This is a genomic window from Marinobacterium sp. BA1, from assembly GCF_041155135.1.
In the GTDB taxonomy this organism is placed as follows: domain Bacteria; phylum Pseudomonadota; class Gammaproteobacteria; order Pseudomonadales; family Balneatricaceae; genus Marinobacterium; species Marinobacterium iners.
In genome coordinates, this window is sequence record NZ_BAAFHC010000001.1 from 3,501,036 (window position 1) to 3,521,804 (window position 20,769).

Below are 20,769 nucleotides of genomic sequence, written 5' to 3' on the forward strand. Positions count from 1 at the left end.
GCTTGAGGCGGCTGTTCTGTTATACGCCCAGGTTCACGGGTGTTTACGGTCTACCCACTCCTGCAGCCAGTTCCCTAGGTGCTGGAGTGGGTTTAGACTCTTTATCTCTAGCCCTTCCTACAGATTTTTCAGCATGCGCTGATGCTGGGCCTGGATCTCTTCGTCAGGCTGGCTGCCCAGCTGCGATACAACAAAGATCCCAACTGTGGCAAAAACAATGCCCGGTACAATTTCGTACATGTCGAACAGACCGCCGCTGAGCTGTTTCCAAACAACAACGGTTACGGCACCGATCACGATACCGGCCAGTGCGCCGTTACGTGTCATATTCTTCCAATACAGGCTGATCAGCAGTGCAGGACCGAACGCCGCACCAAAGCCTGCCCAGGCATAGGAGACCAGTCCCAGTACGGTACTGTCTGGATCGAACGCCAGCATCATGGCAACAAACGACAGGCCGATTACCGCAAGACGGCCGACCATAACGATCTCTTTCTGTGATGCGTTCTTGCGCAGCAGTTGCTTGTAGAAGTCTTCAGCCAGTGCGGAGGAGGACACCAGTAGCTGGGAGTCTGCGGTACTCATGATCGCGGCCAGAATGGCGGCCAGCAGAATACCGGCGATGATCGGATGGAAAATGGCATTCACCAGCAGCATGAAAATGGTCTCGCCATCTTGCAGTACGCCGCCGAGCTCGGCTTCAACATAGACCATGCCAGCCAGGCCGACCAGAATGGCCCCGGCCATCGACAGCCCCGTCCATCCCACGGCGATGCGACGCGCTGTGTTGATGTCCCTGTTGCTGCGACAGGCCGCGAAACGGGCAAGGATGTGGGGCTGACCAAAATAGCCCAGACCCCAGGCAGCCAGAGAGATGATCGCAATGAAGCCAAGGGCTTCTCCGTCGGTCCCGCTGAACAGGGTCAACAGCTCAGGATTGCGTGCCTCAACGGCACCCCACATGGCGCCAAAGCCACCGTCAGCCTGAATTACCGCGATGGGAACGATCATAAGGGCTGCAGCCATCAGCAAACCTTGAACCAAATCGGTCCAGGATACCGCCAGGAAGCCGCCGAACAGAGTGTAGGAGACGATACAGATGGTGCCTACGATCAGTGCCGTGCTGTATTCAAGCCCAAATACGGTCTCGAACAGTTTGCCGCCGGCGACCAGGCCGGAGCTGGTATAGAACAGGAAAAACAGCAGTACAAAAAAGGCGGATATAATCTGGATCAAGCGAGTGTTGTCACAGAAACGGTTGGCAAAGTACTCGGGCAACGTCAGGGCGTCACCCGCTTCGATGCTGTAGGTGCGCAGGCGTTGAGCTGTAAAGCGCCAGTTGGCCCAGGTACCCAAAAGCAGGCCGCCGGCAAGCCAAAGTGATTCAAGTCCTGAGGTGAAGGCATAGCCGGGAAGCCCCAGCAGCAGCCAGCCACTCATGTCGGAAGCGCCGGCAGACAGTGCCGCCGGCCAAGGCCCGAGAGAGCGCCCACCGAGGAAGTAGTCGGATGAACTTGCCGTGCGACGATAGGCGTAAAGGCCTATGCCCAGCATCAGGATGAGATAAACGATAAAGGTGCCGTAAACGGCATAGCTGCTTTCAATCATGCAAAAAGCCTCTCTGCAATCCCCGGATGGGGGTTCTGTTATTTGCGCCACTCCCGTGCCGGTGGTTCAGAGAAGCCGGGAGTGGTCATTGAGCCCCACATTCGGTGCAGTACGCACCACATGGGGATTACACGTCACACGGCACTGCTGCCCAGCTCAAGCAGGGTTGCATTGCCGCCGACAGCGGTGGTGTTAATGGTACGGGTTTTTTCCGTGACCAGCCGTAACAGGAAATCAGGACTTACGAGCTGGGGGCAGTTGGTGGTATCGGTTTCGGCCACTAGTTGAATCAGTACACCATCTTGAGCAGCCAAGGTGCGGTTGAGTGCAATGATTTGCTCGGGCGTTCCGCTGCTGATCACCAGTCGCAGGTCTGGTGTTTGCAGCAGATCCTTGGAAGAGGTCGCTTCGCTGAGCACCAATGCGCCTTTGGGCACACCGGACTGGTGGCAGGCATCCACCAGGGCGCTTGACCACTTTGCCTGCTCGGGCCAGTGCAGGGCCACGGCGTTACCGCAGGCCAGTGCTGCCAGCAGTTGGCAAGTGATCAGGGAGTGTGTGCTCTGTTCGTTACCCAAGACCAGCACCACACCGCGTCCGGTGAGGTACAGTTCATTGGATTCGCCGGTTGGTCCTGGCAGGGCGATAACAGGCTCCAAAGCCGCGGCATCCTGCAGTAATTGCTTAGCCAGGCGTACGGTGGCAGCCGCTTCGGCATGTGCCGGCAGCTGTTCCAGTATCGGTCCCAGCAGTTGGCAGCGGTCGGCAAAGCCACGGCGGTTCCATGCTTCCCAGATGGCGGTTGCCTGAATATCCAGTGTATCGGTGGTGTGCATCATTCTTCCTCCGCCTTGGGCGTGGCTGCCGTAGCCAGTTGAGTAAAGCGTAGCAGATAGTGCGGGCCACCGGCCTTTGGACCCGTACCGGACAGACCTTGCCCGCCGAACGGTTGTACGCCGACGGTGGCGCCGACCTGGTTGCGGTTGATGTAGGTATTGCCGACGCGTGCGCGCGACTCGATATGTGCTGCGGTACCTTCGTTACGGCTGTGAATGCCGAGCGTGAGACCATAGCCGCAGTGATTGATTTGATCAATCAGCCTGTCCAGGTCACGGGCTTTATAGCGTACCAGGTGCATGATCGGACCGAATTGTTCGCGGCCCAATCGTTCGATGGAGTCGATCTCAAAGGCAGTGGGCGGTACGAAGGTGCCCTGATCCGCGTCTGCATGCAGCGGCGTCTGAGCCAGCAGTTTGGCATGACTCTTCATCTGATCGATATAGCTCAGTAACCCCTGCTGTGCTTCGGTGTCAATGACAGGGCCGACATCCGTGCTGTGCAGGCAGGGGTTGCCGGTTTTCAGCTCGGCCATGGCACCCTGCAGCAGGTCGATGATGCGATCGGCGATATCGCTCTGTACACAGAGTACGCGTAGAGCCGAACAGCGCTGACCTGCCGATACGAAAGCGGATTGCACGGCATCCTTCACCACCTGTTCGGGCAGTGACGTCGAGTCAATGATCATGGCATTCTGGCCGCCGGTCTCGGCAATCAGCGGGACCGGTTCGGCATTGCGTCCGGCCAGAGCGCGATTGATCAGCCGAGCGGTTTCGGTGGAGCCGGTAAAGGCCACGCCGGCAATGCGTGGATCGCTTGTCAGGGGGGCGCCAACCGTAGCGCCATCGCCGGGCAACAGTTGAATGGCGCTGCCGGGGATGCCGGCTTCAAGCATCAGTTCGATGGCACGGCTTGCAATCAGACTGGTCTGTTCGGCGGGCTTGGCGATGACCGTGTTGCCGGCAGCCAGTGCAGCTGTAATCTGGCCGAGGAAAATGGCCAGCGGGAAGTTCCAGGGGCTGATACAGACAAACACACCCCGGCCGTTGCGGATCATTTGGCAGTGACTGCCGTCGGCGAGGGTTCGCTCAAGAGGGGTACTGAAGAGCTGGTTGGCCTGCAGGCTGTAATACCGGCAGAAGTCCACTGCTTCACGTACTTCGTCAATCCCGTCCTGGATGGTTTTGCCCGCTTCCTGGTGGCACAGGGCAACCAGCTCCGCCAGATGTTCTTCCAGCAAATCTCCCAGTCGCATCAATGCCTGTGTGCGTACGCCCACCGGGGTTTGTTGCCATGATTGAACGCCGCCCTGCGCGGCGGCAATCGCCTGTTCTACGCAGGTGCTGTCGGCAAAGTATACCTGGCCGGCGCTGATGCGATGATCATAGGGTGCTTTTACCTGAATTTCGGTGCCGGTCGTCAGGCGCTGGCCATTGATGATCGGCCCTCCCTGCCACTGGTGGTTGAGCCAACGTTGAATGTCGGCACTGAACGGTTGCCATTCAGCGGCAATATCGATGTTCGGGCCGCGTGAGTTCAGGCGCTTGTCACCGTAGATATGGCGCGGCAGCGGGATGCGTGGGTTATGCAGCGGATCACGCTTGTTCAGGGTCTGCCAGGGGTGCTCTACCAGATCGCTGATAGGGCAGCGAGCATCAACCAGTCGGTGTACGAATGAACTGTTGGCGCCGTTTTCCAGCAGGCGACGCACCAGATAGGGCAGCAGGTCTTTGTGATTGCCAACCGGTGCGTAGATGCGTACCGCAACACCGGCCTGTTCCAGTACTCGGTCATACAGAGCATCACCCATGCCATGCAAGCGCTGGAATTCGAACTGATTGTGCTGCGCTTCGGTCATGATGGCCGCAACGGTGTGTGCATTGTGGCTGGCAAACTGTGGCCAGATCAGGCCTTTGACGTGGTTGCTGAGTAGAAAGCGCGCGCAGGCCAAATAGGATACGTCGGTGGCCTCCTTGCGGGTGTAGACCGGGTAACCGTCAAGACCTTTCTGCTGGCACAGCTTGATTTCAGAGTCCCAGTAGGCGCCCTTGACCAAGCGCAGCGGTATCAGGTCGCCCTGCTGTTTCGCCAGTGCGGCCAGCCAGACGAGCACCGGCAGCGCTCGCTTGGAGTAAGCCTGCACAACCAGTCCGAAGCCGCCCCAGCCCTGGCAGTCAGGATGTTGATACAGCTTCTGGAACAATTCCAGCGACAGCTCAAGTCGGTCGGCCTCTTCGGCATCGATGGTGATCGCGACATCCAGTGCCCGTGCCTGACGAATCAGCTTGAGCACAGTCTCGAACAGTTGCTGCATAACCTGCTCTTCCTGGCCGGGCTCGTAGCGAGGGTGCAGGGCGGACAGTTTGATCGATACGCTGGGCTTGGGTCCCTTGGCTTTTTTGTCCTGATAGTTGCCGACAAAATTGATGGCGTTGCTGTAATCGTTCAGGTATTTGGCTGCATCGGCTCGGGTCAGTGCCGCTTCGCCGAGCATGTCGAAGGAATAGGTGTAGCCCTTTTGGCGAAAGTCGCTGCCGCGTTTCATGGCTTCATCGATATCGCGGCCGAGTACGAACTGATGCCCCATGATCTTCATCGCCTGTTGCATGACCTTGCGGATCAGAGGCTCGCCGAGGCGATTGACCAGACGGTTGATGACACCGGACGGTGTGCCGTCTTCGCGTTCGTCCAGCGTTACGACCTTGCCGGTCAGCAACAGACCCCAAGTGGAAGCGTTGACCAGTACGGAGTCCGAATGCTTAAGGTGGCTTTTCCAGTCGGCGACACTGAGCTTGTCGCGGATCAGGGCGTCGGCTGTCTCGGCGTCAGGTACCCGCATCAGTGCTTCAGCCAGACACATCAACAGGATTCCTTCGCGGGTGTCCAGGCTGTATTCCAGCAATAGGGCATCGATCATGTGGATGGCGCCATCATCGGCACGCACCTGCTCAATCAGGCGGGTGGCGGTGGCTTCGGTGCTGCTGATCTGATCGCGGGTCGGCTCGGCGAGTGGCATCAGCTCACGCAGCCATTGGCCCTCGTCGATGGCATAAAGCGGGGAGATCTGCGCCTGGAGCGTTTCCAGTGGCTGCTCGATGTATCCCGGATGCAGGGCATCAATCGCTTTGAACATAGACTTTTCCTCAACTCTTCTCCGCAGATGGCGGGCTGCAACACGCAGGCCGTATCGTCAGTCGCGGCCGTTCAAGAGGGCAGGATTACCCACTCGAACTGCATTTAATAACAGGCTGTGCGGAGAGGTCTTGTCTGAATCTATGCTTGTTTTGCCAAATCCTCCGGCAGAGCCTGGCCGTGTTGGCGCCGATAATGCGCCGGTGAAATCTGGAAGCGCTGGCTGAATGCGCGAGTCAACGCGCTCTGGCTGCAAAACCCGAAACGCCCTGCAAGTTGTGCAATGGGTGCCGCGGAGTTTTCCAGGGCGCTGCGCACAGCTCGCAGCCTGTACTCGCTGACGTATTCCTGCGGTGTGCGACCTGTTTCAGTTTTGAAGCGGGCAAAAAACTGGCTGCTGCTGAGGCAAAACAGGCCTGCCAATTCGGCTACGCTGATGCGCCTTTCAATATGCAGTTCAAGGTAATCATCCAGCAGCTCAAGGTTGAGTCGTCCCGCCATGCTGCGAGGCTGTGGCAGAGGAAGGTATTCCAGCTGACGCTGCAATGAGCACAGCAGTGTGTTGCTGCAGGCTTCAAGCAGCAGCGAGTCTTCGGGGCTGCTTTCTACCTCGCGGCTGAGGGTGCGCAAGAGCAACTGCAACTGCGGTGGGCAGTTAAAGTAGCGTGCACTGCGGAACAGCTGCTCGACACGCTCCTGCTGCTGACGGTCTTCACTGTATGCCGGCAGATTGACGACCAGAATGCGGTTGTCGCCCAGTCCGCTGAAAATATGCTCGGTCGAGCAGGGAACCAGGCAGCCATGGCCGATGCTGACTTCTCGGCTGTGGCCTACCAGCTCAAATTCCGTTTCGCCTTCAAGCCCAAAAACCAGTTGGTGGTAATGATGGTCGTGCTGGTCTGCCGAACTGGGCAGGCTGATCAGTTGTGTCGATCGGTTCATGTGAGTGCCGTCATTGCCGTGGTCAATGGAGTATGGGTTAACCATAGACCAGTTATTGTACGGTGCAATTGGATGGATGTGATCAGGTCCATGCGCATTTGTGCCTTTTAGCGGTTACAATAGGCCCCTTGAATTAACTGCGAACAGGATTGAGAGCGCGATGGCTGAACTGAAAAATGATCGCTTCCTGCGGGCGCTGCTGCGTGAGCCGGTCGATGTGACACCGGTCTGGATGATGCGACAGGCAGGGCGATATCTGCCGGAATACCGTGCCACCCGGGCGCAGGCCGGAGACTTTCTGAGTCTGTGCAAAAATCGTGAGCTGGCCTGTGAAGTGACACTGCAGCCGTTGGAGCGTTACGATCTGGATGCGGCCATCCTGTTTTCCGATATCCTCACTATCCCCGATGCCATGGGTCTGGGGCTCTACTTTGAGCAGGGTGAAGGCCCGCGTTTCAAGAAGATCATCCGAACCGAGAAGGATGTGGCCGAGCTGCCGATCCCCGATGCCGCCACCGATCTGGACTACGTCATGGCAGCCGTGAAAGAGATTCGTGGCGCTCTGTCCGGTCGTGTACCGCTGATCGGTTTTTCCGGCAGCCCCTGGACGCTGGCGACTTACATGGTTGAGGGCGGTTCCAGCAAGGATTTCCGCCATATCAAGCAGATGATGTATGCCACGCCCGAGGTGATGCATGCGCTGCTGGACAAGCTGGCGCAGTCGGTGACTACCTACTTGAATGAGCAGATCCGCAGTGGCGCTCAGGCGGTACAGATCTTCGATACCTGGGGTGGTGTGCTCAGCGGCCCCATGTATCAGGAATTTTCGCTCAAATACATGAAGCAGATCGTTGATGGCCTGATTCGTGAACACGAAGGCCGTCGTGTGCCGGTGATTCTATTCACCAAAAATGGCGGGCAGTGGCTTGAAGTGATGGCCGAAGCGGGTGCCGATGCTCTGGGCCTGGATTGGACCACCAATATCGATGATGCCCGTCGCCGCGTTGGTGACCGTATTGCGCTGCAGGGCAATATGGACCCAAGCGTGCTGTATGCGCCGGCTGATCGTATTCGCGCCGAGGTGGCGGATATTTTGCAGCGCTTTGGTTCTGGCAATGGTCATGTGTTCAACCTGGGGCACGGCATTCATCAGTTTGTTGATCCGGGAAGTGCCAAGGTGTTTGTGGATGCGGTGCACGAGTTGAGTGCCCAGTATCACCGCTAACCCACCTCCCTGTTGTGCGAGTCTGACAGGCAGCGGTGTGTTACACCGTTGCCTGTGTTGTATCTGCGGATTGAAAAAACATGAAGAAACTGTCGACGCTTTTTACCAATAACCGCAACTGGTCTGATCGCATCCGGGAGCAGGACCCTCAGTTCTTTCCCACGCTGGCCAGTCAGCAAGCGCCCGAGTACCTCTGGATCGGCTGCTCCGACAGTCGTGTTCCGGCCAACGAGATCGTTGATCTGTTGCCCGGCGAGCTGTTTGTTCACCGTAATGTCTCCAATATCGTGGTGCATACCGACATGAATTGCCTGTCTGTGCTGCAGTACGCAGTGGAGGTACTGAAGGTGAAGCATGTAATGGTGGTGGGGCACTATGGTTGTGGTGGTGTGCGCGCCGCGATGGAGCAGCGGCCACATGGTCTGATTGACAACTGGCTGCGCAATATTCGCGATGTGTACTACAAGCACCGTGCGCTGGTCGGTGTCTGGAAGGATACGCCGCAGCAGATCGATCAGTTGTGCGAGCTGAACGTGATTGAGCAGGCCTATAACGTCTGTAACACTACTGTGGTGCAGAATGCATGGAATCGTGGTCAGGAGCTGAGTGTGCATGGCTGGATTTACAGCCTTAAGAACGGTCGCCTGACCGATCTTGAATTTTGCGCCGAGGGGCCTGAAAGTGCCCAGAGTGAGTTGCAGGGAGCACAGAACAGGATCGAAGCGGCCCGCGCCTTCAGCTGATCAACAGCGTCAGCAGGGCACCCCCTGTCAGCAGCAACACAAACAGCAGAGCGCCCAGCGCCAGTGGGCGCCAGCCGGCAGCCCGAATCGCACTGATCCGGGTTGCAAATCCCAGCGCGGTCATCGCCATCCCCAGCAGCAGCTGGTCCAGCTGGTGGAGCCATGTCAGTATGGCGGCTGGTACCAGCTCAAGACTGTTCACCAGCGGCAGCAGCATGAAAACCAGCGCAAACCAGGGGATGGTCAGGCTCGGTGTTTCGCTGTTCTCTGTCCGATGCTGAAACAGACGACTCAGAACCAGCAGAACCGGTACCAGCAGCATCACACGCATCAGCTTGGTAACCACAGCCGTGTGAGCGCCATCCGCAGGTAACGTAGCGGCTATGGCGGTAACCTGTGCGACCTCATGTGTAGTGGCCCCAACAAGGCGGCCAAAGTCCCGTGCCGAACCATCAAGCAGCGTCATTACCCAGGTTTGTGTAAACAGCCAGGGGTACAGCAGCATGGCCGCTGACCCAAACAATACAACCGTTGCAATGGCGACAGGTACGGCCTGGTTGCGCGCGCGCAGGGCTGGCGCCGTGGCCAGAACGGCAGCGGCACCACAAATGGCGCTGCCGGCGCCGATCAGCAGGGCTGTCGGTACGTCGAGTCGAAACCAGCGCACCCCGGCCCAGGCCGCCGTGAGCAGGATGGTCGTGACCACAATTGCATCAATCAGCAGAGCCCCCCAACCGGCAGTGCTGAGGTCATCCAGGCTGATGCGCAGTCCATAGAGGATAATGCCAGCTCGCAGCAGGTAGTGACGGGAAAATTGCAGGCCGCGCTCGGCCTGCTGGGTGAAATCCGAACTGCTGCAGTGGCCTGCTGCCATACCCAGTAACATGGCCAGTGTCAGTGGGCCCAGCAGGGGGAATATTGGCAGCGGCATTTGAACCAGCGACAGGGCGGTCAGTGTTAGAAAAAAGGCCAGTGCCAGGCCTGTAAACAAATAATGTCGACTGAGCAGAGTAACAAACATGGCAGCGAGACCTCTTGGCTGGGCTGACTACCTTATAGAGCTGCAATATATTAGTAAAAGGAGTAATTTATATAATATCTACCATAAAAATAGGTAAAAGAGATGATCTCTCTCCGCCAGCTGGAAATTTTCCTGGCCATTGCTGCCAAGGGATCAACTACGCAAGCTGCGGTGCAGGTGGCACTGTCACAGTCAGCCATCAGTAATGCGCTTGCCGAGCTGGAGCAGCGCCTGGGTGTGCGGCTGTTTGACCGTGTCGGCAAGCGATTGGTACTGAATGAGGCGGGCCGACGACTGCAGCCAAGGGCGCAGTTGCTGATGGCGCAGGCATGTGAGCTGGATGAGTTGTTTTCCAGTACTCAGGGGCGGCTGGCAGTCGGAGCCAGTACCACTATCGGCAACTACATGCTGCCGCAATTATTGGGGCGGGGTGGTGTTGATCAACCCTGTCGTCGAGTTGAGGTCGCTAACACCGAAGTGATTGCAGGACGTGTGGCGCGCTGTGAGCTGGATATTGGGTTGGTGGAAGGACAGGCGCGGCATCCTGATCTGGAGCTGACTCATTGGCAGGATGATGAGATGGTTGTGGTGGCATCGGCCGCTGGCGGTTGGACTGAAGCCGCTGTGACGCTGGAGCAGATGCCCTGGATCATGCGAGAAAAAGGCTCGGGCACGCGCAGTGTGGTAGAGGGGGAGTTCCCTGAACTCACGGCAAGCAGTGTCAGGCTGGAGCTGGGGAGCTCCGAGGCGATTCATCACGCCGTACTGGCTGGTTTGGGTGTAAGCTGTCTATCGCTGCAGGTGGTGGGACGTTCGCTTCAAAGTGGCGAGCTGGTGAGGCTGGTTCCGCAGCGCAGTATCCGTCGGCCACTGTATATTCTGCGCCATCGGCAGCGGCCGGATACGGCAGCGACGGCTGCATTCATGCAGTTGATAGGTCGGCAGGCAGGGCTGTAAACGAAAAAGGCCTGCATTTGCATGCAGGCCTTTCGGAATTTGGTGCCCAGAGACGGAATCGAACCGCCGACACGGGGATTTTCAATCCCCTGCTCTACCGACTGAGCTATCTGGGCTGGAAGAGGCGCCTATTCAACCAGTCTGTAACTGACGCGTCAAGTATCTTGCTGATTTTTATTCACAAAAGTGTCGGCTCACGATTGGGTGGCAGGGCAGGTCTGCTCCTGTTCGTTGTGATTCGGACCCGCCACACAGGCCCTCTAAGGGGCTTTTCGCGTGGACTCCAGAGCGCTGATCGTCTAGAATACTGGCGTTTAACCTGCTACGAATGCAGGCGGAACACAGCCAGACATATGAAAGCGAGGTAAACATCGTGTTTTGCCTCGCTTTTTTGCACGTATCCTATCCAACTGTCCAGATTATGCAGCGCATGCGCGGGGAGGTTCAATTGACGCGACCAGCCATTCTAGCCCTTGAAGACGGCAGCATTTTCAGGGGAATAGCAATTGGCGCCGATGGTGAGTCCAGTGGTGAGGTGGTGTTTAACACCTCCATGACCGGATATCAGGAGATCCTGACCGATCCTTCCTACTGCCGCCAGATTGTGACCCTGACCTACCCACACATCGGAAACACCGGTGCCAACGCGGAAGATGCCGAATCCGATCGCACATGGGCCGCCGGCCTGGTGATCCGTGATCTGCCGCTGGTGGCGAGCAACTTCCGTTCGGAACAGTCGCTGGATCAGTACCTTAAGGCCAATAACATTGTCGGTATCGCCGATATCGATACCCGTCGCCTGACCCGCATTCTGCGTGAGAAGGGCTCGCAGAACGGCTGTGTCATGGCCGGTGAAAATCTAGACGAAAACAAGGCCCTGGAAGCCGCGCGTGCGTTCCCGGGTCTGAAGGGCATGGACCTGGCCAAAGAGGTCAGCGTGACCGAGCGTTACGACTGGCGCTCCACTACATGGAAGCTGGGCGAAGGCCATCAGGATAAAACTGATGCCGAGCTGCCGTTCCATGTTGTGGCCTACGACTTCGGTGTGAAACTCAACATCCTGCGGATGCTGGTCGAGCGTGGCTGTCGCCTGACCGTTGTTCCGGCCCAGACTCCCGCTGCAGAGGTACTGGCGCTGAATCCGGATGGCGTGTTCCTCTCCAACGGCCCCGGCGACCCTGAACCCTGCGATTACGCCATTACGGCGATCGGCGAGATTCTGAGCAGTGGCGTGCCGGTATTCGGTATCTGCCTGGGGCATCAGCTGCTGGCGCTGGCCTCCGGTGCCAAAACGCTGAAAATGAACCATGGTCACCACGGTGCCAACCACCCGGTGCAGGATCTGGACAGCGCCCGTGTGATGATCACCAGCCAGAACCACGGTTTTGCCGTAGACGAGGCCTCGCTGCCGGCCAATCTGCGTGCAACCCATAAATCCCTGTTCGACGGTACACTGCAGGGGATCGAGCGCACGGACGTGCCTGCGTTCAGCTTCCAGGGGCACCCTGAAGCCAGTCCCGGCCCGCATGATGTCGCGCCTCTGTTCGATCGTTTTATCGAGCAGATGCAAGCGCGCCAGCAGGCCTGAATCCGCCCTGACAAGTCAGTGACAGCAACAGAGACGACCGGTTAAGACAGATGCCAAAACGTACGGACATAAACAGTATTCTCATCCTTGGTGCGGGCCCGATCGTGATCGGACAGGCCTGCGAATTCGACTACTCCGGAGCCCAGGCGTGCAAGGCGCTGCGTGAAGAGGGTTACCGTGTCATTCTGGTGAACTCCAACCCGGCGACCATCATGACCGACCCGGCCATGGCGGATGCGACCTACATCGAGCCGATCAACTGGAAGACCGTTGCCAAGATCATCGAAAAAGAGCGCCCGGATGCACTGCTGCCGACCATGGGCGGCCAGACTGCACTGAACTGTGCGCTGGACCTGGACCGCGAAGGTGTGCTGGCCGAATTCGGCGTCGAGATGATCGGTGCGACCCAGGATGCCATCGACAAGGCGGAAGACCGTGAGCGTTTCGACAAGGCGATGAAGAACATCGGCCTTGAGTGCCCGCGCTCCGCCATCGCGCACAGCATGGAAGAAGCGTTGCAGGTGCTGGACTCCATCGGCTTCCCGGCCATCATCCGTCCCTCCTTTACCATGGGTGGCTCCGGTGGCGGTATCGCCTACAACCGCGAAGAGTACATCGAGATCTGTGAGCGCGGTCTGGATCTGTCGCCGACCAAAGAGCTGCTGATCGACGAATCCCTGATCGGCTGGAAAGAGTACGAGATGGAGGTTGTTCGCGACAAGAACGACAATTGCATCATCGTCTGCTCGATCGAGAACTTTGACGCCATGGGCGTGCATACCGGTGACTCCATTACCGTGGCCCCGGCTCAGACCCTGACCGACAAAGAGTACCAGATCATGCGTAACGCATCGATCGCGGTACTGCGTGAGATCGGTGTCGAAACCGGTGGCTCCAACGTGCAGTTCGGCGTGGACCCGGAAACTGGCCGTGTCGTTGTGATCGAGATGAACCCCCGTGTGTCGCGCTCTTCCGCCCTGGCATCCAAGGCCACCGGCTTCCCGATCGCCAAGATCGCGGCCAAGCTGGCGGTAGGTTACACCCTGGATGAGCTGCAGAATGATATTACCGGTGGCCGCACCCCGGCATCGTTCGAGCCGTCCATCGATTATGTTGTCACCAAGATTCCGCGTTTCACCTTTGAAAAGTTCCCGCAGGCCAACAGCCGTCTGACGACTCAGATGAAGTCCGTGGGCGAGGTGATGGCGATCGGCCGTACTCAGCAGGAGTCACTGCAGAAAGCCCTGCGCGGGCTTGAAGTCGGTGCTACCGGCTTCGATCCGATCGTGGATCTGAATGCCGAAGACGCGCGTGACGATATCGTGCGTGAACTGACCCAGCCGGGTGCTGAGCGTATCTGGTACATCGGTGACGCTTTCCGTCTCGGCATGAGCGTGGATGAAATCTACAAGCTGAGCGGCGTGGATCCCTGGTTCCTGGTACAGATCGAAGACATCATCAAGGATGAGCAGCGCGTGTCCGAAACCGCGCTGAGCGATCTTGACAAGGGTCAGATCTTCCGCCTCAAGCGCAAGGGCTTCTCCGATGCACGCCTGGCGCAGCTGTTGGGTGTGAGTGAAAAGTCGTTCCGCAAGCAGCGTCAAAGCCTGGGTGTACGCCCGGTGTTCAAGCGCGTAGATACTTGTGCCGCCGAGTTTGCCACCGACACCGCCTACATGTACTCCACCTATGAGGAAGAGTGCGAAGCCAACCCGTCCGACCGTGAGAAGATCATGGTGATCGGTGGTGGCCCGAACCGTATCGGCCAGGGTATCGAGTTTGACTATTGCTGCGTACATGCAGCGCTGGCGGCGCGTGAAGACGGTTATGAGACCATTATGGTCAACTGTAACCCGGAAACCGTCTCCACCGACTATGACACCTCCGACCGACTGTTCTTTGAGCCGATTACCCTCGAAGACGTGCTTGAAATCGTTCATGTCGAGAAGCCCAAGGGTGTGATCGTGCAGTACGGTGGTCAGACGCCGCTGAAACTGGCGGTAGCGCTGGAGCAGGCCGGTGTACCGATAATTGGTACCAGCCCGGAAGCGATCGACCGTGCCGAAGACCGTGAGCAGTTCCAGCAGATGCTCAAGCGACTGGGTCTGAAACAGCCGGAAAACGCCACCGTGCGTAGCCTGGAAGAGGCGATCGTTGGCGCCGGCAAGATCGGTTACCCGCTGGTGGTGCGCCCCTCCTACGTGTTGGGTGGTCGTGCCATGGAAATCGTCTACAAGGAAGACGAGCTGCGTCGCTACATGACTACTGCGGTGCAGGTCTCCAACGATGCTCCGGTGCTGCTGGACCATTTTTTGAATGCTGCGGTTGAGGTCGATATCGATGCCGTCAGCGACGGCAAAACCGTCGTCATCGGTGCCATCATGCAGCATATCGAGCAGGCGGGTGTTCACTCTGGTGACTCGGCTTGTTCGCTGCCGCCGTACAGCCTGGCGGCCGATGTGCAGGACGAAATGCGTGAGATGGTCCGCAAGATGGCACTGGAACTGGGCGTGGTCGGTCTGATGAACGTGCAGTTGGCCTATCAGGATGGCGAAATTTACGTCATCGAGGTGAATCCGCGTGCTTCTCGTACCGTACCGTTCGTTTCCAAGTGCATCGGAGTATCGCTGGCCAAGATCGCAGCGCTGGTGATGACCGGCAGGACCTTGCAGGAACTTGGTTTCACCGAGGAGATCGTACCGAAATTCTTCAACGTGAAGGAAGCGGTATTCCCGTTCAACAAGTTCCCGGGCGTGGACCCGATCCTTGGCCCGGAAATGAAGTCGACCGGTGAGGTTATGGGTACCGGGGCCACTTTTGGCGAAGCGTTCATGAAGGCGCAGATTGGTGCCGGTGAGAAGATGCCGTCAGCCAGTGGCAAAGCGTTTATCTCCGTACGTGACGTGGATAAGACTGCAGTCGTGCCGGTAGCCAAAGACTTGGCAGCACTGGGCTTTTCCCTGGTGGCAACGGCAGGTACTGCTGCGCTGCTTGAAGAGGCAGGACTGAGCGTGGCACGAGTGAATAAGGTGGCGGAAGGTCGTCCCAATATCGTGGACATGATCAAGAACGGTGAAATCGTTTATGTGATCAATACCACTGAGGGCCGCAAGGCGATTGCCGATTCCGCTGAAATTCGTCGTTCGGCGCTGCAGCACAAGGTTCCCTATACCACAACACTGGCAGGGGCAGCAGCGACCGCTGAAGCGCTGAAATATGGCGAAGAGAAAACCGTGCGTCGTCTGCAGGACGTGCACGCAGGAGTAGCAGAATGAAACGGGTACCGATGACGGTTGCCGGTGAAAAGAAACTGCGTGAAGAGCTGGCCGACCTCAAGTCGGTCCAGCGTCCCGCGGTGATTGCGGCCATCGCTGAAGCGCGTGAACATGGCGACCTGAAAGAAAATGCCGAGTACCACGCCGCTCGAGAGCAGCAGGGTTTTATTGAAGGTCGTATTCGTGAACTTGAGTACAAGTTGTCTCAGGCTCAGGTAATTGACGTTACAGATATTCCGCATACGGGTAAGGTGATTTTCGGCACCACGGTGGAGTTGATCAACATCGATACCGAAGAGGAAGTGCGCTATCAGATCGTGGGTGATGATGAAGCCAGCATCAAGGACGGCAAGATTTCGGTCAACTCACCGATCGCGCGCGCGTTGGTAGGTAAGATGGAAGGGGATATTGCAGCTGTGCAGACGCCTTCCAGCATGATCGAGTATGAAATTGCAGCGGTAGAGCATATCTAGTCAGCTGAAATAAAAAAACCGCCGGGTGTCGGCGGTTTTTTTTGGCTGCGTCTCAGCGCAGTAAATTGGACAGTTTGGGGTTGGGGTCGCGTGAAGGTCGATAAAGCAGGGTAATGTTGCCGATCTGCTGTACCAGTTCTGCTTCCACGATATCGCACAGCTCGCGCACCAGTTGGCGCTTGATGTCGCGATCTCCAACGGAGAACTTCACCTTGATCAGTTCGTGGTCTTCAAGGGCGCGATCCACTTCAAGCTGAATGTTTTCGGACAGCCCCTTGCCGGCCACCATAACGATCGGGTTCAGGTTATGACCCAGGGTGCGGAAGTGCTTCTTTTGCTCAGGCGTCAAGCTCATACTAGAATATGGTGCCTCTTGATTCGGGGATGGATCCCGTTTGATCAGATAAAGAGGTATTTTACCTGAGTCATGCCGGCCTGAGTAGCGCTTCGGTCTCGCCTGACGGTGATGTTGCCGAGGGGGCGCTAAGGAACATTTTTCGATTTGGCGAATCGAAGGAAGTTAATAGGATTTCATGTTGCTGCCTGCTCGGAACAGGGTTTGCACGCGTACAACGATAAACAGGTTGCAGGGCGGTACCGATTGGTTGAAAGTGGCAATCAGTATGGCCGACAGAATTGAGTGAACAGAGGGTGATCCATTGAACGATATGGCAAAAAATCTGGTGTTGTGGCTGGTGATAGCAGCAGTCCTGCTCACAGTCTTCAACAATTTCAGTGCCGAGAGTGATGCCGGAAAGCTGAGTTATTCAGACTTTGTTGCTGAGGTTCAGGCTGACCGTGTATCCAAGGTCACCATCGATGGCTATACCATCATTGGGCAACGCAGTAATGGGGAGCGTTTCGAGACCGTGCGACCGGCGGTACAGGATCCCAAGCTTATCGATGACCTGCTGCAACATAATGTGGTGATCGAAGGCAAGCAGCCGGAGCGGCAGAGCATCTGGACCCAGTTGTTGGTCGCCTCTTTCCCGATCCTGGTGATTATTGCCGTGTTCATGTTTTTCATGCGCCAGATGCAGGGCGGCGGTGGCGGCAAGGGTGGGCCCATGTCGTTCGGCAAGTCCAAGGCACGCATGATGAGCGAAGATCAGGTCAAGACCACGTTTGATGATGTGGCGGGTGTTGAGGAAGCTAAGGAAGAGGTGAAAGAGCTTGTCGATTACCTGCGTGATCCCGGCAAGTTCCAGCGCCTGGGGGGGCATATCCCGCGCGGTGTGCTGATGGCAGGGTCTCCTGGTACCGGTAAAACCCTGTTGGCCAAGGCAATCGCAGGTGAGGCGCGCGTACCTTTCTTCAGTATTTCCGGTTCTGACTTTGTGGAAATGTTTGTGGGTGTAGGTGCTTCGCGTGTGCGTGACATGTTCGAGCAGGCCAAAAAGCATGCCCCCTGCATCATATTCATCGATGAGATTGATGCCGTAGGTCGTCACCGTGGTGTTGGTATGGGTGGTGGCAACGATGAGCGCGAGCAGACGTTGAACCAGTTGCTGGTCGAGATGGACGGCTTTGAGGGTACCGAAGGCATTATCGTAATTGCAGCCACTAACCGCCCCGATGTGCTTGACCCTGCGTTGTTGCGCCCCGGCCGTTTTGACCGCCAGGTGCATGTAGGTCTGCCGGATATCCGCGGTCGTGAACAGATTTTGAAAGTACATATGCGCAAGGTGCCGCTGGGTGATGACGTTAAACCTGAATTGATTGCGCGCGGTACGCCCGGCTTCTCTGGTGCTGACTTGGCCAACCTGGTCAACGAGGCTGCGTTGTTTGCAGCGCGCAACAACCGTCGTACGGTCGGCATGGAGCAATTCGAGCAGGCCAAGGACAAAATCATGATGGGTGCTGAGCGCAAATCCATGGTGATGTCCTATAAGGAGCGCCTGAATACGGCCTATCATGAGGCAGGTCATGCCATTATTGGCCGTGTAATGCCGGAGCACGACCCTGTGTACAAAGTGTCGATCATTCCGCGTGGACGTGCGCTGGGCGTTACCATGTTCCTGCCGGAAGAGGATCGTTACAGCCACAGCCGTCAGTGGATTATTTCCCAGATCTGTTCCCTGTATGGTGGTCGTCTGGCGGAAGAGATGACACTGGGCAAGGAGGGTGTGACTACCGGTGCTTCCAACGATATTCAGAAAGCCACGTCTCTGGCTCGCAATATGGTGACTCGCTGGGGTCTGAGTGAAAACCTTGGCCCGCTGCTGTACGGTGATGAAGATGATGATCCGTTTGGTCGTGGCATGGGGCAGGGTGCCAAACCGATGTCGGAAGAAACTCAGCGTCGCATCGATGCTGAAGTGAAGACGATCATCGATGAATGCTATGCCCGCGCGAAGAAGACGCTTGAAGATAATCGCGATATTCTGGATGCCATGGCCCAGGCATTGATGAAGTACGAAACCATCGGTGCAGTGCAGCTGGATCAGTTGATGGCACGGCAGGAGGTAACTCCGCCGGACGGCTGGGTTGAGGCTCAGGAGCGAGCAGATCAGGCCGAGCGTGATATGGAAGAACGCAAGACTCGTGAGCAGTCACAGCCGGGTGAGGCAAGCGACGAGGCGGATGTCGGTACAGGGGATGCAGGTGTCGATGATGACCCGCAGGCTCCGAATCAGGATGATCAGGAAAGGCCTCGCCGCGAGGATGATCGCTGAAGTCGGGGCTCTGGTATTATATAAAGGCTGGCGTGCGCGCTGGCCTTTTTTGTTTCAGTTGCAGGATTTAACAGCTATGGCGGTTTTGAAATGTGCCGGTCGCACGCTGGATCTGGCGCGGGCGCAGGTGATGGGGATTCTTAACGTCACACCCGACTCATTTTCGGATGGTGGCAGCGTCTATGAAGCACAGCATCTCTCGGTTGAACGCGCGCTACAGAAAGCTGCGCAGATGGTAAATCAGGGCGCAACCCTGATCGATATCGGGGGTGAATCAACTCGTCCCGGCGCTGAACCGGTACCGGTTCAGGAAGAGCTGGAAAGAGTCGTACCGGTGGTGGAGAGGCTGTCACGCGAGTTGGATGTGGTGCTCTCAGTCGATACCAGTGCGCCTGAAGTGATGCAGGCTGCCGCAAGTGCCGGTGCGCATCTGCTCAATGATGTGCGTTCGTTCTCGCGACCGGGGGCTTTTGAGGTGGCAGTTGCGTCTGATCTGGCACTCTGCGTCATGCACATGCAGGGTAGCAGCCCAGCTACCATGCAGCTGAGGCCCCATTATCGTGATGTGACGGAAGAAGTGGAGCATTTTTTACAGTTTCAGCTCCAGCGTTGTCGAGAGGCAGGCATCTCGGATGATCGGATAGTGCTGGACCCCGGATTTGGTTTTGGTAAGACACTTGAGCATAATCTTGAGCTGTTGAATCGGATGCAGCGACTGCAGGCGCTCGGTGCACCGCTTTTGGTGGGGACCTCCCGCAAATCAATGGTAGGGCTGGCACTTGGCAGGCCGGTGGATCAGCGTCTCTATGGCAGTCTGGCTACTGTCGCACTGGCGGTTGGCAAGGGGGCAAAAATTATCCGCGTTCATGATGTGGCGCCTACGGTAGATGTGGTGCGAATGACCGAAGCGGTTCTTAACGAAACGGCAGGAGTGTGACCGGTGAGCAGGAAGTATTTTGGAACCGATGGTATTCGTGGTGAGGTAGGCCAGTTCCCGATCACGCCTGATTTTGTTCTCAAACTGGGTTGGGCGGCGGGCTGTGTTTTTGCCCGTGAGGGGCGAAGCAAAATCCTGATTGGGAAGGATACGCGTATTTCAGGTTACATGTTCGAGTCTGCACTTGAGGCCGGGTTGTCAGCGGCGGGGGTGGATGTGCTGCTCACCGGGCCCATGCCCACACCTGCGATTGCCTACCTCACCCGAACCTTCAGAGCAAACGCCGGAATTGTGATCAGTGCCTCGCACAATGTCTATTCCGATAACGGCATCAAGTTCTTTTCCGGCGATGGCACCAAACTCCCGGACAGCATTGAGCGTGCGATTGAGGCACAAATGGATCTGTCCATGACGACGGTGCCGTCCGTCGACTTGGGCAAGGTTCGCCGTGTTGATGATGCGGCAGGGCGCTACATAGAATTCTGTAAAGGGACTGTCAGCGGCAACCTGAATCTCAGGGGGCTCAAAATCATTCTCGATTGTGCCAATGGCGCGACCTATCACGTGGCACCAAAAGTGCTGGCGGAGCTGGGTGCCGAGGTGATTGAGATTGCGTCTTCGCCTGACGGGGTCAATATCAATGAAGCCTGTGGTGCTACCGACACGACACGGCTGCAAAAAGTGGTGATGGCCGAAGAGGCTGACTTGGGTGTGGCACTGGATGGTGATGGTGACCGCCTGATGCTGGTGGATCATCTCGGTGAGCTGGTTGATGGTGATGAAATTCTGTTTATTATCGCGCGGAGCCTGCTGCAGCAACAGGCTTTGAGTGGGGGTGTGGTTGGCACACTGATGTCGAATTTTGGTCTGGAGCAAGCGCTCGCGCAGCTGGATGTGCCTTTTGTTAGAGCAAAGGTCGGTGATCGCTACGTGATCGAGCAGATGCAGCAGCATGGCTGGGTCCTCGGTGGTGAAAGCTCGGGCCATATCGTGTGCGGCAATCTGACCACGACTGGCGATGGACTGGTTGCGGCGCTTCAGGTTCTGAAAGCGATACAGGAACACGGCCAGTCTCTGCATGAATTAAAGGCCGGTATGCACAAAATGCCTCAAGTCATGATCAATGTTTCCATGCCGGGTCGGCCTGACCTGAGTCAGGTCGCGCCGGTGCAGGAGGCTGTAGCAGCCACTGAGTCCGAGCTGGGCAGTCGTGGGCGTGTTCTGCTGCGCCCATCGGGTACCGAGCCGGTGGTGAGGGTTATGGTTGAAGGTGAGGATGGTGCTGAAGTGAAGCGCCTCTGTCAGGAACTGGCTGCAAGGGTAGAAAAAGAACTGGCGGTACTTGCCAGCCAGTGA

15 protein-coding genes and 1 tRNA gene are annotated in these 20,769 nt (G+C 57.2%); 9 read left to right on the forward strand and 7 right to left on the reverse strand.

Annotated features, from left to right (window positions below; genetic code table 11):
• Nucleotides 1–117 precede the first annotated feature (117 nt).
• The 4 genes from putP to ACAM29_RS16975 all read right to left on the reverse strand — a co-directional run bounded on the left by putP (nt 118) and on the right by ACAM29_RS16975 (nt 6,519).
• Nucleotides 118–1,608 carry a sodium/proline symporter PutP gene (gene putP / locus ACAM29_RS16960; protein WP_369624832.1) on the reverse strand — a complete coding sequence of 497 codons (1,491 nt, stop codon included), beginning with the start codon at nt 1,606–1,608 and terminating at the stop codon, nt 118–120.
• A 134-nt stretch (nt 1,609–1,742) separates the two neighbouring features.
• On the reverse strand, nt 1,743–2,447 hold the full coding sequence (locus ACAM29_RS16965) for an aldehyde dehydrogenase family protein (protein WP_369624833.1): 705 nt from the start codon (nt 2,445–2,447) through the stop codon (nt 1,743–1,745).
• Entirely contained in the window at nt 2,444–5,578 is a 3,135-nt protein-coding gene (gene putA / locus ACAM29_RS16970; RefSeq protein WP_369624834.1) for a bifunctional proline dehydrogenase/L-glutamate gamma-semialdehyde dehydrogenase PutA, read from the reverse strand. Before putA ends, ACAM29_RS16965 begins: the two co-directional genes overlap by 4 nt.
• A gap of 140 nt (nt 5,579–5,718) precedes the next feature.
• Nucleotides 5,719–6,519 (reverse strand): helix-turn-helix domain-containing protein, encoded by an 801-nt coding sequence (locus tag ACAM29_RS16975; protein ID WP_369624835.1) that lies wholly within the window; start codon nt 6,517–6,519, stop codon nt 5,719–5,721.
• A gap of 160 nt (nt 6,520–6,679) precedes the next feature.
• On the opposite strand from ACAM29_RS16975, the gene hemE reads away from it, so the two are divergent.
• Both hemE and can read left to right on the forward strand, forming a co-directional pair.
• Nucleotides 6,680–7,744, forward strand: coding sequence for a uroporphyrinogen decarboxylase (hemE, locus tag ACAM29_RS16980; RefSeq protein WP_369624836.1), 1,065 nt, complete (start codon nt 6,680–6,682; stop codon nt 7,742–7,744).
• Between the two features lie 80 nt (nt 7,745–7,824).
• The gene (can, locus tag ACAM29_RS16985; RefSeq protein ID WP_369624837.1) at nt 7,825–8,487 is read left to right on the forward strand and encodes a carbonate dehydratase; all 663 of its coding nucleotides are present in this window, start codon (nt 7,825–7,827) and stop codon (nt 8,485–8,487) included.
• Here the strand turns inward: can and ACAM29_RS16990 are convergent.
• Nucleotides 8,480–9,508 (reverse strand): YeiH family protein, encoded by a 1,029-nt coding sequence (locus tag ACAM29_RS16990; protein ID WP_369624838.1) that lies wholly within the window; start codon nt 9,506–9,508, stop codon nt 8,480–8,482. The two genes, can and ACAM29_RS16990, sit on opposite strands and share 8 nt — an antisense overlap.
• Nucleotides 9,509–9,610: 102 nt before the next feature.
• Between ACAM29_RS16990 and ACAM29_RS16995 the strand changes: the two genes are divergently transcribed.
• Nucleotides 9,611–10,465, forward strand: a complete 855-nt coding sequence (locus tag ACAM29_RS16995; RefSeq protein ID WP_369624839.1) for a LysR family transcriptional regulator — start codon at nt 9,611–9,613, stop codon at nt 10,463–10,465.
• A 40-nt stretch (nt 10,466–10,505) separates the two neighbouring features.
• On the opposite strand, the gene ACAM29_RS17000 is transcribed toward ACAM29_RS16995, so the two are convergent.
• Nucleotides 10,506–10,581: transfer RNA gene (locus ACAM29_RS17000), tRNA-Phe, on the reverse strand.
• Between the two features lie 332 nt (nt 10,582–10,913).
• Between ACAM29_RS17000 and carA the strand changes: the two genes are divergently transcribed.
• Genes carA through greA form a run of 3 tightly spaced genes read left to right on the forward strand, consistent with a single transcriptional unit; the run spans nt 10,914 to nt 15,801 of the window.
• Nucleotides 10,914–12,053, forward strand: a complete 1,140-nt coding sequence (gene carA / locus ACAM29_RS17005; protein WP_091827677.1) for a glutamine-hydrolyzing carbamoyl-phosphate synthase small subunit — start codon at nt 10,914–10,916, stop codon at nt 12,051–12,053.
• 50 nt (nt 12,054–12,103) lie between these two features.
• Nucleotides 12,104–15,328 carry a carbamoyl-phosphate synthase large subunit gene (gene carB / locus ACAM29_RS17010; protein ID WP_091827665.1) on the forward strand — a complete coding sequence of 1,075 codons (3,225 nt, stop codon included), beginning with the start codon at nt 12,104–12,106 and terminating at the stop codon, nt 15,326–15,328.
• The gene (gene greA, locus ACAM29_RS17015; RefSeq protein ID WP_369624840.1) at nt 15,325–15,801 is read left to right on the forward strand and encodes a transcription elongation factor GreA; all 477 of its coding nucleotides are present in this window, start codon (nt 15,325–15,327) and stop codon (nt 15,799–15,801) included. The genes carB and greA overlap by 4 nt, the downstream gene beginning before the upstream one ends.
• A gap of 52 nt (nt 15,802–15,853) precedes the next feature.
• On the opposite strand, the gene ACAM29_RS17020 is transcribed toward greA, so the two are convergent.
• Nucleotides 15,854–16,156, reverse strand: coding sequence for a YhbY family RNA-binding protein (locus ACAM29_RS17020; RefSeq protein WP_369624841.1), 303 nt, complete (start codon nt 16,154–16,156; stop codon nt 15,854–15,856).
• A 313-nt stretch (nt 16,157–16,469) separates the two neighbouring features.
• Here ACAM29_RS17020 and ftsH point away from each other — a divergent pair, with 313 nt between their 5' ends.
• From ftsH to glmM, 3 genes are all read left to right on the forward strand, one after another.
• Nucleotides 16,470–18,476 (forward strand): ATP-dependent zinc metalloprotease FtsH, encoded by a 2,007-nt coding sequence (gene ftsH / locus ACAM29_RS17025; RefSeq protein ID WP_091827662.1) that lies wholly within the window; start codon nt 16,470–16,472, stop codon nt 18,474–18,476.
• A 76-nt stretch (nt 18,477–18,552) separates the two neighbouring features.
• Entirely contained in the window at nt 18,553–19,413 is an 861-nt protein-coding gene (gene folP / locus ACAM29_RS17030; protein WP_091827676.1) for a dihydropteroate synthase, read from the forward strand.
• 3 nt (nt 19,414–19,416) lie between these two features.
• Nucleotides 19,417–20,769 (forward strand): phosphoglucosamine mutase, encoded by a 1,353-nt coding sequence (gene glmM, locus ACAM29_RS17035; RefSeq protein ID WP_091827661.1) that lies wholly within the window; start codon nt 19,417–19,419, stop codon nt 20,767–20,769.

Bases quoted from the DNA above. Each gene is read 5' to 3' on its own strand.
- putP (WP_369624832.1), bottom strand. From the start codon at position 1,608: ATGATTGAAAGCAGCTATGCCGTTTACGGCACCTTTATCGTTTATCTC.
- ACAM29_RS16965 (WP_369624833.1), bottom strand. From the start codon at position 2,447: ATGATGCACACCACCGATACACTGGATATTCAGGCAACCGCCATCTGG.
- putA (WP_369624834.1), bottom strand. From the start codon at position 5,578: ATGTTCAAAGCGATTGATGCCCTGCATCCGGGATACATCGAGCAGCCA.
- ACAM29_RS16975 (WP_369624835.1), bottom strand. From the start codon at position 6,519: ATGAACCGATCGACACAACTGATCAGCCTGCCCAGTTCGGCAGACCAG.
- hemE (WP_369624836.1), top strand. From the start codon at position 6,680: ATGGCTGAACTGAAAAATGATCGCTTCCTGCGGGCGCTGCTGCGTGAG.
- can (WP_369624837.1), top strand. From the start codon at position 7,825: ATGAAGAAACTGTCGACGCTTTTTACCAATAACCGCAACTGGTCTGAT.
- ACAM29_RS16990 (WP_369624838.1), bottom strand. From the start codon at position 9,508: ATGTTTGTTACTCTGCTCAGTCGACATTATTTGTTTACAGGCCTGGCA.
- ACAM29_RS16995 (WP_369624839.1), top strand. From the start codon at position 9,611: ATGATCTCTCTCCGCCAGCTGGAAATTTTCCTGGCCATTGCTGCCAAG.
- carB (WP_091827665.1), top strand. From the start codon at position 12,104: ATGCCAAAACGTACGGACATAAACAGTATTCTCATCCTTGGTGCGGGC.
- greA (WP_369624840.1), top strand. From the start codon at position 15,325: ATGAAACGGGTACCGATGACGGTTGCCGGTGAAAAGAAACTGCGTGAA.
- ACAM29_RS17020 (WP_369624841.1), bottom strand. From the start codon at position 16,156: ATGAGCTTGACGCCTGAGCAAAAGAAGCACTTCCGCACCCTGGGTCAT.
- ftsH (WP_091827662.1), top strand. From the start codon at position 16,470: ATGGCAAAAAATCTGGTGTTGTGGCTGGTGATAGCAGCAGTCCTGCTC.
- folP (WP_091827676.1), top strand. From the start codon at position 18,553: ATGGCGGTTTTGAAATGTGCCGGTCGCACGCTGGATCTGGCGCGGGCG.